We start from the raw sequence: 13,605 nt of genomic DNA, 5'->3' as shown, positions 1-13,605 counted from the left end.
TAGTTTAAAAATTTAATTAGGTTTTGGTCTATCTGAAATCCTTACCTAATCTATATAATTTTTAAATAGAAAATTCCAAAGAGTTGTAAATGGTTGTTTTTAGTATATGAACTTAATTTTCAGCGTAGTATGCGAATGCAGCTTTAAATAGTTCACCAGGAACTTGAACATCAATAGCCGGTTCTCCAATGCCGTTTAGCAACACAAAATTGATTTTACCGTGCGAATTTTTTTTGTCAAATTTCAATAATTCCAAGATAGAGTCAATATCGTTGTCCGTAAAATCTACCTTCTCATATCTACTCAAAAAAGTGGTCTTGATATCTTCTAAATCTTCAGTCGGCAGCTCGGTCAGTTCTTTAGAGAGATATCCTTCTAAAATCATGCCTATAGCAATGGCCTCTCCGTGCAACAGTGTCTCTTTATCTACATTTTCGAGACAATACGATTCGATGGCATGCCCCAAGGTGTGTCCGAAATTCAAAATCTTTCGTAAATTTTGCTCTGTTGGGTCTTCAATTACAACCTCATTCTTGATGGTTACCGAATGATAGATTAAATCATCTAATAGGTTGAAAGATGAAATTGACTTAAGCTGGTTCCAATAATTTGAATCTTTGATCAAACCATGTTTGAGCATTTCGGCATAGCCACTTTGCAATTGGCGCTCATCTAAAGTTTTTAGAAAATCTGTCACTATAAGAACCATTTCGGGTTGATTAATAACACCTATCTGATTTTTCAGGCTTCCAAGATCTACTCCAGTTTTGCCGCCGACTGAGGCGTCGACCATTGATAGTAGGGTAGTAGGCACATTTATAAAATTGATTCCCCTTTTAAAGGTAGATGCTACAAAACCGCCTAAGTCGGTAAGAACGCCACCTCCAAGATTGATTAACAAACTTTTGCGGTCACCATCCAATTCTGAAAGTACATGCCAGACCTGCGTGCAGGTTTCTATATTCTTGTTAATTTCACCAGACTCTATTTCAATTATTTCAAATTCATAATCACCTCGTAAATGGGCCATGAAACTGGGCAAGCAGTGCTCATGGGTATTTTCATCTACCATTATAAATACCTTTGAATATGTATTCTCAATAAGGTGGTTGTTCAGGGCATCATAGGCTCTTTGATTGAAATGAACGGCGTAAGAGTCTGAAATTATAGATTGCATGATGATTTGTAAATGATTGTACTAAGCGGAAATCTTTATAAAATGTTAAGTGCAAAATAAAGGATATTTTTTGGGCCAGTAATATAAATTGTGTCTTTATATTTGCCCCCATTTTTAACACGAAGGAATGAAGCGAATATTCGAAGACACTGCTACGGCTTTTGCGTTGAAAACCGATTCGGAACTTGAGCGCGCTTATTTTATTTTTAAAATGATTGCCAATGAACCATTGGTCAGAATTGGCAAGGCTATTACGAACTTTGCCATTAAAACTCATTTGCCGGTAGAGAAATTGATCCGGGCTACGGTTTTTGATCATTTTTGTGGAGGTGTAAACGAGTTTGATTGTTTGCCTACAGTAGATCGAATGTATGAGAAGAATGTATGTTCGGTACTTGATTATTCTGTGGAAGGAAAAGATACCGAAGATCCGCTAGACGATGCCTTGGCCATGGTTTTAAAGGTGTTGGATTTTGTGAAGGAAAAAGATGCTATTCCTTTTGCGGTTTTCAAGCCTACTGGCTACGGACGATTTTCGCTATTTCATAAAGTTAATAAAGGTAAAACACTTACTGCAGAAGAACAGGAAGAATGGCAGAGAGTGCTAAATCGATTTGATAAAACCTGCAAACGTGCCCATGAACTGGGGGTATCTTTATTAGTAGATGCCGAGGAAAGCTGGATTCAGGATGCGGCGGACCTTTTGGTAGAGGACATGATGCGCAAGTACAATAAAGAAAAAACCATTGTTTTCAATACGTTACAAATGTATCGTTGGGACCGATTGGATTATCTTAAAAACCTTCATAAAAAGGCCAGAGAAGAAGGCTTTAAGCTTGGTTTCAAAGTAGTACGTGGCGCGTACATGGAGAAAGAAAACGAAAGGGCTGAAGAAAAAGGTTATGCCACACCAATCTGTGCATCAAAGCAAGAAACCGATGTTAATTTCGACAATGCCATTACCTATATGGTCGACCATTTAGAAGATATTGAAATTTTCGCCGGTACCCATAATGAAAATAGTAGTTATAGGTTGATGGAGTTAATGAATGACCGCGGAATAAAGAATGACGATAATAGGGTATGGTTCGGTCAATTATATGGTATGAGCGATCATATATCGTTTAATTTGGCGGCCAGGGGATATAAAGTTGCCAAATACTTACCTTTCGGACCAGTACGAGATGTAATGCCTTACCTAATAAGACGTGCAGACGAAAACACTTCGGTCGCCGGACAGACCAGTAGAGAACTTGATTTATTGGAGAAAGAAAGAAAGCGTAGAAAAATATAATACTTTTCAGATATTTTAAATTCAGTTTAGGATAGAAACAACGGTTTTTTTATTCCAAAATCTTCTCTAGAACGACTTTTTCCCTGCAATTTTTGAATTGCAAAACGGAAGCTTTTCCTTTTAATGTACCCTCAACGATATAGATTTTGCATGGGGTTGATTGTGTATCACTTTTACCAAAATCAACATTACCGTCCTTGAGAAAATTAGAAATATCCAAGGTATCCAATTGCTGATTTTGAATTGATTTTTCAATCTCTTCCGAAAATGAAATAGGCTTGCTGCTTAAGTCTTTTATAGCACGACAATTCGGAAAGTAGCAAAACTCTGTTCCGGTCTCTTCAGATTTGTTTTTAAGGAAAAAGGTGAGAAAGACAATACCTATCGATAATCCCACTAAATAAAAACCAAGACGTTTTAAAAAAGCCATCTAATAAAATCTTATGAACTAATTTTTAGAAGGCCACAAAAATACAAATAAGCTTGGCAAAATTAGGTATGTTTTCCCGCTTAGGTTTGATTTAAAAAATCAGAAAATTAATATCGCTGTACTGAAGATCAAACCATTCACCGACCGATTTGTTGGTTAGAATTCCGTGATACATATAAAGTCCGTTTCTAAGCCCTTTATTAAATCTCAAGGCATTTTCCATTCCCCCATTTTCACCTAATTCCAATAGATAAGGTGTAAAAATGTTACTGATGGATAAGGTTGCCGTCTTCGGATAGCGCGATGGGATATTAGGCACCCCGTAATGAATTACCCCAAATTTTTCTATTGTCGGTTTGGTGTGATTGGTGACTTCACTGGTTTCAAAACAGCCTCCCATATCGATACTGACATCTATTATTACGGCACCTTTTTTCATCTGCTCAACCATGGTAGAGGTAACAACAACTGGCGATCTGTCTTTTCCTCGCGTTGCACCAATGGCCACATCACAGCGCTTGAGTGCTTTGATTAAATTCTTGGGCTGAATGGTCGAAGTATAAACCGTTTGCCTTAGGTGCGCCTGAATATTTCTCAGTTTGGTTATTGAGTTGTCAAAAATTCTAACGTTGGCCCCGAGCCCCAAAGCTGATCTGGCAGCAAATTCCCCAACGGTTCCCGCACCGATAATAACTACCTCTACAGGGGGAACGCCACTTATATTACCGAACATTAAACCATTACCGTCGTTGGTAGCCGCCATAATTTCAGATGCAATCAAAACGGATGATATTCCAGCTATTTCACTTAAAGAACGAACGGCAGGGTATTTTCCATCCTCATCCCTAATATATTCAAAAGCAATGGCCGTAACTCGCTTTTTGGCCAGCTTTTCAAAATATTCTTTCTTTTGCGTTTTTAATTGCAATGCGGAAATAACCGTCGCTTGCGGATTCAACAATTCTATTTCTGAAACGGTGGGAGGCTCAACCTTGAGTAGTAGGGGACAAGAAAATACTTTCTTAGTATCTCGTGTGATTTCCGCTCCCGCATTGGTATAATCTAAATCGGTGTAATGAGCACCATCTCCAGCTCCCGATTCTATTAAGACCTTATGTCCGTTTGAGGTAATTGCGTTTACTGCATCGGGTGTCAAACAGATTCGTTGCTCTTGATATTGGTTTTCGCGGGGTATACCTATATAAAGCTCTCTTTTTTGTTTGAAAACTTCTAAGGTTTCTTCTTGCGGAAGTAACTGTTGCTTGCTGAATGGTGAGGCAGGTTGGCTCATGGTCTAGGTTTGCTAATCGCAAAGTTTGGATTAACAGTAAAAATACGACAATTTGTGGAATGGAAAAGAGATTTTAATTTAAGGTGCAGTTAACTATTCGAAGTTAAATGCTTAAGATTTTATTTGAAGCCAATCGTTTAATTGCCCTTGAACTTCTTTAATCTTAGAGCCTATTTTATGAGTAGAAAGCTTTTCATCCAACTCTTCTGAAATCGACGGAAGAATTTCTTCATCCATCACATCTTCATTTGATTGTAGCTTGAGTTTTTTGGCCTTTTCTCTAGCCTGTTTATCCTTGAGTTCCTTAAGTTCTGCTTCCATGGCTTCTAGGTCTATGCCATGAACATATTTATCAACCAGTTTGATTCTGATAAAATAGACAATAGGTATGACTACCATACATACACCTAAAAGGTACATGATTTCATTTTCATCTATTTTTTTGATGTCTTCTACAAGTACACTATACAGTTGAAAACTATACATGGCTATAGGAATAAGAATGGCATGGTACCACCATCTTTTACAGGTAGAGAACCATATAATCAGTAGTACAAGAGGAATAATTTTACTTAAATAAAAATAGAAGGCCATTGAGATTTCACCATAGCCGTTATCGGTAAAATGCATGCCCAAAAAAGACCAGGTTTCATCTTCATTAAAAGGAAGATACTTGTATGAATAGAAAATAATCGGAGAAACGGTGATAATCAACGCGATTACACCCTCTAAAATCAATTTTCTTCTAACTATCTTTTTCTCTCCCATGTGAACTGTACATCGACATGTACATAACAAAAAAAATAAATATTTATTGCAATAAAAAAGGCGACACGTAAACGAATCGCCTTTTTGCATTCTTTTTAATGATCTTGCTTAAGCCCTTACAGCTTTTGCAGCCTTCTTTTTGTCAACACTATGCGTTTCATAAAGGCTATCGTCATCTGCTGTAGTTGCAGAATCACATGAAACAGCTAACAATGCTACACTTGCCATAAGGCCAAACACGAATTTTTTCATTTTCGAGGGTTTTTTTCGGTTAATAAAAAGGTTATTACACTTACAAAAGTAGGAAAAAAACCACCAAAAAAATGTTATACATCTGAAAAAAAACGTACTTAATCGATAAAATTGAACTTTTTGTCGATTTTAACGAAACAAGAGCAATAAAATTTATGCAATAGCGATGTGCACGAGCACAAAATAGAACAAAATATTTGAAATCTAAGCAAGATGAAGTTTTCTTGTATGAAAATCTAAGATTTCAATCTTAAGTTTCTGATAATCAGAACTAATAAGGGTTGGTATTTTCTCAGGCCATTCGATAAATACAAAACCAGGCTGGCTCAAATAGTCTTCTAGACCTAAATCTAATGCTTCCATCTCATCATTTAACCGATAAAAATCAAAATGATACGCTAGTTGTTTACCCTGCTTATCATGATATTCATTAACTATACCAAAGGTAGGACTACTTCCTGAGTCAGTTCCGCCTAACTGCTTTACCAAAGCTTTTATAAGCGTTGTTTTTCCGGCACCCATTGGAGCATAAAAAAGTACCACATTGCTCTTCAATTCTTTCAGAACTTTTTTGGCCACCAACTCTAAATCCTCTTCCTTATAGATTAATTCCATTATAGTCAACTAATTTATTTTGGCGAAAGTACAACAAAGGGTATAATCATTTCCTCTAAAGAAACCCCGCCATGCTGATAAGTATTTCGATAATAACTTACGTAGTGGTTATAATTATTAGGGTAAGCAAAGAACAAATCGTTCTTTGCGAAAATAAAAGAGCTGCTCACATTAATTCTAGGTAAATGAATTTTTTCTGGATCCCTAGCTGCCAGAACATCCTTATCTTCAAAAGTTAGACTACGCCCCGTTTTATATCTTAGATTGAGACTGGTGTCTTTATCCCCAATAACTTTACTTGGTTGCTTAACATTAATGGTGCCGTGGTCAGTAGTAATAATCAGCTTCATTCCTAATAATTGCGCTTGCTGAATAATTTCTAAAAGAGGGGAATTTTTAAACCAACTTTGCGTAAGACTTCTATAGGCCTTGTCGTTACTTGCCAATTCTTTGATAACCTCCATTTCGGTTTTGGAATGTGACAACATATCTACAAAATTGTAGACGATAACCGTTAGATCATTCTCCTTTTGCGATTTAAAGTTTTGCGACAATTGCTTGCCTTGTTTCAGGCTGCTAATCTTATGGTATTCCCATTTCAAATCGAGGCCTAATCTTTTTATTTGTGCCTCTAAAAAATCAGATTCATGTAGATTCTTGCCGCCATCGTCTGTATCGTTTTTCCACCATTGCGGATACTTTTTTTCCATATCCAATGGCATCAATCCAGAAAATATGGCATTTCGGGCATATTGGGTAGCTGTTGGCAAGATGCTGAAATAAGAATTCTCCTTTGATTTTTTATAAAAAGCCGATATAGTGTCTTCGAATGCATACCACTGATCGTACCTCAGATTATCGATGACTACCAATAGGGTTGGGTTGTCATCTAATTCTGGCTGGATCCACTCTTTAAATAGAGTATGAGACATTATGGGCCCGTCGCCATGAAACCAGTCAATATAATTACGGTCTACGAACTTACCGAAGTGATTGTTGGCCTCTGTTTTTTGAGATTCGAGTATCTCAAACATGCTGTTATCTTCAATATCTTCTAACCGCATTTCCCAATAAATCAGTCGTTTGTAAAGATCGATCCATTCATCGACCGTATTCACCATTGAAAGATCCATAGCTATCTTACGAAACTCTTGCTGATAATTGGCAGTTGTTTTTTCCGAAACCAACCTAGAATGGTCTAAGTTCTTTTTTAAGGACAATAGTATTTGATGAGGATTTACTGGCTTGATCAAGTAATCGGCAATTTTTGACCCGATGGCCTCTTCCATAATAAATTCCTCTTCACTTTTAGTAATCATCACTATGGGCAAAGAGGCATCTATCAGCTTTATCTCGTTCAGGGTTTCCAAACCTGAAATACCGGGCATATTTTCATCTAAGAAAACAATATCAACACTGGTTTCTCGCAATTTTTCCAAAGCTTCTTGGCCGCTTTTACAAGTAAAAACCTGATAGTTCTTTCCTTCTAAAAATATGATATGAGGTTTGAGAAGATCGATTTCATCGTCGACCCATAGAATGGAAATTTTATTCATTCTCTGACTTTTCGATTATTAGTAGATTTTCAAAAATGATGCAAGTTTAAGGGCTTTTTCGATAGTTAGAAAAAAATCTTATTCGAACGCCAAACATCTTCTTTTAATTAACTTTGGCGTTTACAAAAAGGAAAACTCCAATATTTTGACGACCTCTAGGAAATTGAAAATCTTCAATGATCCAATTTACGGATTTATTACTATTCCCAATCCGCTAGTTTTTGATTTAATAGCGCATCCGTACTTTCAAAGGTTGCGTCGAATTTCTCAAATGGGCCTTTCCTATTTGGTGTATCCTGGGGCCCATCACACACGGTTTCATCATGCCTTAGGTAGCATGCATTTAATGCAAAAGGCCGTTCAGGTACTTCGCTTTAAGGGGGTCGAAATTACCCAAGAAGAAGAGAACGGACTTTATTGCGCCATACTATTACATGACATAGGCCATGGGCCTTTTTCACATGCCATGGAGCACAGTATTGTTGAGAGCACCAGTCATGAGTTCATATCGCTCCAATTTATGGAGTCGCTCAATAAAACCTTTAAAGGTAAATTGAACACTGCGATTGCCATCTTCAAGGGCCAGTATGACAAAAGGTTTCTCGTACAATTAGTTTCAAGCCAACTTGATATGGACCGGCTCGATTATCTTAAAAGAGATAGCTTCTATACGGGTGTCGCCGAAGGAAATATCAATTCTGAACGCCTTATCTCTATGTTAAATGTGGCGAACGGAGACTTAGTAGTTGAGGAAAAGGCCATTTATTCGGTAGAAAAGTTTCTCATCGCTCGCCGATTTATGTATTGGCAGGTTTATCTACATAAGACAGGTATTGTTGCCGAACAATTATTAATAAGGGTCTTGAAACGCGCCAAAGAAATATTAAAGGAAGAACACCTTAAAAGCTGTAGTGAACCCTTGCAGTTTTTTCTTGAGAACAAGATTGAATCTGAAAATTTTAATGAGAAGGTGTTGAATACTTTTGCTCAGTTAGATGATGTAGATATTTTATCGGCCATTAAAACTTGGCAAAAGAATGACGATTTTGTTCTTTCTGAACTTTGTCAAATGATTTTAAACCGGCAATTGTTAAAGGTAAAATTGAAGAACAAGCCGATTGACAAAATCCGTGAAGAAAAATATTTGAACAAAGTAATAAAGCAATTTTCTCTATCGGCCCATGAGGCTTCTTATTTTGTTTTCACCGGTGAGATTGAGAACAAGGCCTACGATCAAGAGAAACAGCACATTAATATTCAAAAGAAAAACGGAAAATTGATGGATGTCGCCAAGGCTTCGGATCAACTTAATATAAAGGCACTTTCCAATACGGTGACCAAATATTATATCTGTTATCCCAAAGAATCTGTTTGACAATTTTTCTTACTTTTGTGCTCATGGTATTCACGGCAGGTCAAATTGCGGGAATTTTAGAGGGCGAACTCGAAGGAAATCCAGAGATAGCTGTTCATAAACTCGCAAAAATTGAAGAAGGGGAAGCAGGGTCTTTGACCTTCTTGGCAAACCCAAAATATACATCTTATATATACACTACAAGGGCTTCAATTACCATTGTAAACAAAGATTTTTCTCCTGAACAAGAACTTTCTACCACATTGATAAAAGTAGAGGATGCCTACGAGGCATTTTCAAAGGTCTTGGAGTTCTACAATCAGGTCAAAAACAATAAAACTGGTATTGAAGAGCCCGCATTCATTTCTGATACGGCATCATATGGTAATGAATTTTACCTAGGTGCTTTTTCCTATTTGGGCAGTAATGTAGAAATAGGAAATAATGTGAAAATCCATCCGAATGTATATATTGGTGACAATGTGAAAATAGGTGATAACGTCACTGTTTTTGCTGGTGCCAAAGTGCATTCCGAAACGGTTATCGGTAATAACTGCGTTATACATAGCGGCGTTGTTATTGGTGCGGACGGGTTTGGTTTTAGTCCTGATAAAAATGGCGAATTTCAGAAAGTGCCGCAAACAGGCAATGTCATTTTGGAAGACAATGTCGATGTGGGAGCAGGCACAACTATTGACAGGGCCACATTGGGATCGACCATTTTGAGAAGAGGGGTAAAATTAGACAATCAAATACAGATTGCCCATAATGTTGAAATTGGCGAACATACCGTAATTGCTGCCCAAACGGGTATTGCCGGGTCTGCCAAAATAGGAAAACATTGTATGATAGGTGGGCAAGTGGGTATTGTAGGCCATATTACCATTGGTGATAACGTAAGAATACAGGCCCAATCGGGAATTGGCCGAAATGTACAGAGCAATGAAGTTCTTCAGGGATCACCGGCATTGAATTACGGTGACTATAATAAGTCTTACGTACATTTTAAGAACTTACCGAAAATTTCAAATAGAATTGACGAACTGGAAAAAAAATACAGCGAGCAATACAAGAATGAAACAGAGAACCATTAAGAAAGAGGTTATTCTCAAAGGTGTGGGGTTACACACCGGTGCCGAAGTAACCATGAAATTTGTTCCGGCGCCAGAAAATCACGGCTACGCATTTAAAAGAATAGATTTAGAAGGGGAACCCATTGTTGAGGCCGACGCCAATTATGTGGTCAACACGCAAAGGGGAACAAACTTGGAAAAAAGGGGAGTAAAAATACAAACATCGGAGCACGTGCTTGCCGCTTTGGTAGGTATGGAAATCGATAATGTACTTATTGAACTGAACGCTCCCGAACCACCAATTATGGATGGTTCTTCTAAATATTTCGTTGAAGCCTTGGAAATTGTCGGGGCGGTAGAGCAAGAAGCCGATCGGGATGAATATGTAGTAAAAGATGTCATTTCCTATAAAGATGAGGCTACTGGTAGTGAAATTACCGTAATTCCTTCGGATGATTATCAGGTAACTACCATGGTCGATTTCGGCACCAAAGTTTTGGGTACCCAAAATGCCACTTTGGAAAAACTTTCAGATTTTAAAGAAGAGATTGCCAATGCTAGAACTTTCAGCTTTTTGCATGAGCTTGAAATGCTTCTTGAAAACGGGCTTATAAAAGGAGGTGACCTGAATAATGCCATTGTTTATGTCGATAAAGAGATATCGGATGAAACAATGTTGAAATTAGAAAAGGCTTTCGATAAGAAGAAGCTATCTGTAAAACCTAACGGAATTTTAGATAACCTTACTCTACACCAACCTAATGAAGCGGCTCGCCACAAGTTGTTGGATGTTATTGGAGATTTAGCACTTGCAGGCACCCGAATTAGAGGTAAGGTGATTGCCAATAAACCTGGCCATTACGTGAACACCCAGTTTGCAAAGAAATTGGCGAAAATCATCAAGCTTGAAAAACGAAATAGAATACCTAAATATGACTTAGATCAACCGCCATTGATGGATGTTCATAAGATAATGTCGATGTTGCCACATCGACCTCCATTTTTGCTGATCGATCGTATTTTAGAGCTTTCGGATACCCACGTAGTGGGCATGAAGAACGTAACGATGAACGAACCCTTCTTCGTTGGTCATTTTCCAGGAGCTCCTGTCATGCCAGGTGTTTTACAAGTAGAAGCTATGGCACAAACGGGAGGTATATTAGTGTTGAGTACCGTTCCCGATCCAGAGAATTATCTAACCTTCTTTATGAAGATGGATAATGTAAAATTCAAGCAAAAAGTACTTCCGGGCGATACGCTAATATTTCACTGTAGTTTAATCTCGCCTATTAGAAGGGGAATTTGCCACATGCAGGCTTATGCCTATGCCAATAACAAATTGGTTTGTGAAGCAGAGCTGATGGCGCAAATCTCAAAAGTAAAATAAGATGAATCAACCCCTTGCTTATATACATCCCGGAGCTAAAATTGCAAAAAATGTAGTGGTAGAACCTTTCACCACCATTCATAATAACGTAACCATTGGCGAGGGCACATGGATCGGTTCTAACGTAACCATCATGGAAGGCGCCAGAATTGGTAAGAACTGTAATATTTTTCCTGGTGCGGTCATTTCGGCTCCCCCGCAAGATTTAAAGTATAATGGTGAAGATACCACTGTTACTATTGGGAATGGTACTACTATCAGAGAGTGCGCTACCATTCATAAAGGTACTTCAGACCGTCATAAGACAGTTATCGGCAAAAACTGCTTGATAATGGCGTACTGCCATGTGGCCCATGATTGCATTGTTGGTGATAATTGTATTTTTTCGAACAACTCAACTTTGGCCGGCCATGTGACCATTGGCGACAATGTAATTCTTGCTGGTTTAGTGGCCGTACATCAATTTGTATCGGTCGGTCAGCATGCTTTTGTCACAGGTGGTTCGTTGGTTAGAAAAGATGTGCCTCCCTTTGTAAAAGCAGCGAGGGAACCTTTGTCTTACGTAGGTATTAATTCTGTTGGTTTGCGCAGACGCGGATTCGTTTCAGAAAAGATTCGGGAAATTCAGAATATTTATCGAATTCTATATCAGAAAAACTATAACAATACCCAGGCTACCCAGATTATCGAAGCGGAAATGGAGGCAACCCCAGAACGCGACGAAATTCTACAATTCATTAGAGATTCACAGCGAGGTATCATGAAGGGCTATTTTAGCAATAACTAGAGTAGACTACTTCTAAACACTTCGTTTCATTATAAAAAACAGACAAATTTATGGCATCAACATCAGATATTAGAAAAGGTTTGTGCATTCGCTACAACAATGATATTTATAAGATTATCGAATTCTTGCACGTAAAGCCCGGTAAAGGACCTGCTTTCGTTCGTACTAAACTTAAAAGTGTGAGTAATGGTAAAGTATTGGACAATACTTTTTCTGCCGGACATAAAATAGAGGATGTACGTGTAGAAACAAGATCATACCAGTTTCTTTATGCGGAGGGTGAAACTTATCATTTCATGAACACCGATGACTACAACCAGATTACCCTTCAAGAAGGTGCTTTGGATACCCCAGGTCTTTTGAAGGAAGGGGAAATAGTTACCATTCTGTTCAATACCGAAGATAATATGCCTTTGTCTGTCGATATGCCCGCCAGTGTTGTGTTGGAAGTAACTTATACCGAGCCAGGTGTTAAGGGTAATACGGCCACAAATGCGACCAAACCGGCTAAAGTAGAAACAGGTGCTGAAGTGAACGTTCCTTTGTTTATTAATGAAGGCGATAAAATTAAGATAGACACTTCGAGCAACTCTTATATGGAGCGCGTAAAGGAATAGCTAGCAGATTTTTCTTTAGATTTATTTTAATACTGATCCTTTGAAATTTCCTGTTGCTTACACACTAAAACAAATCGCTGCTATTATCGACTGTGAATATGTCGGTTTAGACGATTTTCCGATTACCGGCATGAACGAAATTCATGTCGTAGAGCCGGGGGATATTGTTTTTGTCGACCATCCGAAGTACTACGATAAGGCACTTTCCAGTAAGGCAACCATAGTACTCATCAATAAGCAAGTAGAATGTCCTCAAGGAAAGGCTCTATTGATTTCTGATGATCCGTTTCGGGACTTTAACAAGCTGACCAAGTTTTTTAAACCTTTCGAAAAAGCATTAAACTCCATAGCCTCATCGGCAAAAATCGGTCTAAACACGGTAATACAACCCAATGTGTTTATAGGCAATAATGTTACTATTGGAGATAATTGCCTTATTCATCCTAATGTTACCATTTATGACAACTGCATTATTGGTAATAATGTGATTATACATGCAGGTACCGTTTTGGGCTCCGATGCGTTTTATTATAAAAAGAGGGAAACAGGCTTTGATAAACTGATTTCAGGTGGCCGAGTGGTTCTTGAAGATGACGTTGAACTAGGTTCTCTTTGTACAGTTGATAAGGGGGTAACGGGCGACACTACGATTAAAAAAGGTACCAAGCTTGATAATCAGGTTCATGTAGGGCATGATACCGTTATCGGGGAAAAGTGTTTAATAGCTTCCCAAACGGGAATAGCCGGTTGCGTTGTAATTGAGGATGAAGTTACCTTATGGGGTCAAGTCGGTACCAATAGCGGAATAACCATTGGCAAAAAGGCCGTAATAATGGGCCAGACAGGCGTTACAAAATCCGTCGCAGGAGGAAAGAGCTATTTTGGTACTCCCGTTGAAGAATCAAGGGAAAAACTAAAGCAATTGGCCTACGTAAAGAAAATACCCGCCATCCTAAAAAAAATAGAGAAATAATTACCTCTCTAATCCTTTAGAAATTGAAGGC

14 protein-coding genes are annotated in these 13,605 nt (G+C 38.1%); 7 read left to right on the top strand and 7 right to left on the bottom strand.

Features of this window, described 5'->3' with window-relative positions; translation table 11 throughout:
* Positions 1 to 112: 112 nt before the first annotated feature.
* Complete coding sequence (gene aroB, locus IL356_RS10650) at positions 113 to 1,177, bottom strand: 3-dehydroquinate synthase (protein WP_121849024.1); 1,065 nt, start codon at positions 1,175 to 1,177, stop codon at positions 113 to 115.
* 127 nt (positions 1,178 to 1,304) lie between these two features.
* Between aroB and IL356_RS10645 the strand changes: the two genes are divergently transcribed.
* Positions 1,305 to 2,471, top strand: a complete 1,167-nt coding sequence (locus tag IL356_RS10645; RefSeq protein WP_121849025.1) for a proline dehydrogenase family protein — start codon at positions 1,305 to 1,307, stop codon at positions 2,469 to 2,471.
* 49 nt (positions 2,472 to 2,520) lie between these two features.
* Here the strand turns inward: IL356_RS10645 and IL356_RS10640 are convergent, their stop codons facing one another.
* From IL356_RS10640 to porX, 6 genes are all read right to left on the bottom strand, one after another.
* Positions 2,521 to 2,901, bottom strand: coding sequence for a DUF4258 domain-containing protein (locus IL356_RS10640; RefSeq protein ID WP_121849026.1), 381 nt, complete (start codon positions 2,899 to 2,901; stop codon positions 2,521 to 2,523).
* A 91-nt stretch (positions 2,902 to 2,992) separates the two neighbouring features.
* Positions 2,993 to 4,192, bottom strand: a complete 1,200-nt coding sequence (locus IL356_RS10635; protein WP_121849027.1) for an alanine dehydrogenase — start codon at positions 4,190 to 4,192, stop codon at positions 2,993 to 2,995.
* A gap of 111 nt (positions 4,193 to 4,303) precedes the next feature.
* The gene (locus IL356_RS10630) at positions 4,304 to 4,960 is read right to left on the bottom strand and encodes a TMEM8 family protein (protein WP_192466544.1); all 657 of its coding nucleotides are present in this window, start codon (positions 4,958 to 4,960) and stop codon (positions 4,304 to 4,306) included.
* Positions 4,961 to 5,068: 108 nt separating this feature from the next.
* On the bottom strand, positions 5,069 to 5,212 hold the full coding sequence (locus IL356_RS10625; RefSeq protein ID WP_162987888.1) for a hypothetical protein: 144 nt from the start codon (positions 5,210 to 5,212) through the stop codon (positions 5,069 to 5,071).
* Between the two features lie 204 nt (positions 5,213 to 5,416).
* Positions 5,417 to 5,827 carry a tRNA (adenosine(37)-N6)-threonylcarbamoyltransferase complex ATPase subunit type 1 TsaE gene (gene tsaE, locus IL356_RS10620; protein ID WP_121849028.1) on the bottom strand — a complete coding sequence of 137 codons (411 nt, stop codon included), beginning with the start codon at positions 5,825 to 5,827 and terminating at the stop codon, positions 5,417 to 5,419.
* A gap of 14 nt (positions 5,828 to 5,841) precedes the next feature.
* Positions 5,842 to 7,383, bottom strand: a complete 1,542-nt coding sequence (gene porX, locus IL356_RS10615) for a T9SS response regulator signal transducer PorX (RefSeq protein WP_121849029.1) — start codon at positions 7,381 to 7,383, stop codon at positions 5,842 to 5,844.
* 145 nt (positions 7,384 to 7,528) lie between these two features.
* On the opposite strand from porX, the gene IL356_RS10610 reads away from it, so the two are divergent.
* The 6 genes from IL356_RS10610 to IL356_RS10585 are packed head-to-tail and all read left to right on the top strand — an operon-like array spanning position 7,529 to position 13,574.
* Complete coding sequence (locus IL356_RS10610; RefSeq protein WP_121849030.1) at positions 7,529 to 8,758, top strand: HD domain-containing protein; 1,230 nt, start codon at positions 7,529 to 7,531, stop codon at positions 8,756 to 8,758.
* Positions 8,759 to 8,781: 23 nt separating this feature from the next.
* Positions 8,782 to 9,831 (top strand): UDP-3-O-(3-hydroxymyristoyl)glucosamine N-acyltransferase, encoded by a 1,050-nt coding sequence (gene lpxD, locus IL356_RS10605; RefSeq protein ID WP_121849031.1) that lies wholly within the window; start codon positions 8,782 to 8,784, stop codon positions 9,829 to 9,831.
* The gene (locus IL356_RS10600) at positions 9,812 to 11,197 is read left to right on the top strand and encodes a bifunctional UDP-3-O-[3-hydroxymyristoyl] N-acetylglucosamine deacetylase/3-hydroxyacyl-ACP dehydratase (RefSeq protein ID WP_121849032.1); all 1,386 of its coding nucleotides are present in this window, start codon (positions 9,812 to 9,814) and stop codon (positions 11,195 to 11,197) included. Before lpxD ends, IL356_RS10600 begins: the two co-directional genes overlap by 20 nt.
* 1 nt (position 11,198) lies before the next feature.
* Complete coding sequence (gene lpxA, locus IL356_RS10595) at positions 11,199 to 11,984, top strand: acyl-ACP--UDP-N-acetylglucosamine O-acyltransferase (protein ID WP_121849033.1); 786 nt, start codon at positions 11,199 to 11,201, stop codon at positions 11,982 to 11,984.
* Positions 11,985 to 12,034: 50 nt separating this feature from the next.
* Positions 12,035 to 12,601: an elongation factor P gene (gene efp, locus IL356_RS10590; RefSeq protein WP_121849034.1), complete on the top strand. Its 567-nt coding sequence runs from the start codon at positions 12,035 to 12,037 to the stop codon at positions 12,599 to 12,601.
* Between the two features lie 40 nt (positions 12,602 to 12,641).
* The gene (locus IL356_RS10585) at positions 12,642 to 13,574 is read left to right on the top strand and encodes a UDP-3-O-(3-hydroxymyristoyl)glucosamine N-acyltransferase (protein WP_121849035.1); all 933 of its coding nucleotides are present in this window, start codon (positions 12,642 to 12,644) and stop codon (positions 13,572 to 13,574) included.
* Positions 13,575 to 13,605 lie beyond the last annotated feature (31 nt).

Source organism: Euzebyella marina, assembly GCF_014855515.1.
In the GTDB taxonomy this organism is placed as follows: Bacteria; Bacteroidota; Bacteroidia; order Flavobacteriales; family Flavobacteriaceae; genus Euzebyella; species Euzebyella marina.
Note: the sequence above shows the minus strand (reverse complement) of the source record. Positions and strands in the feature narration are given on the sequence as shown.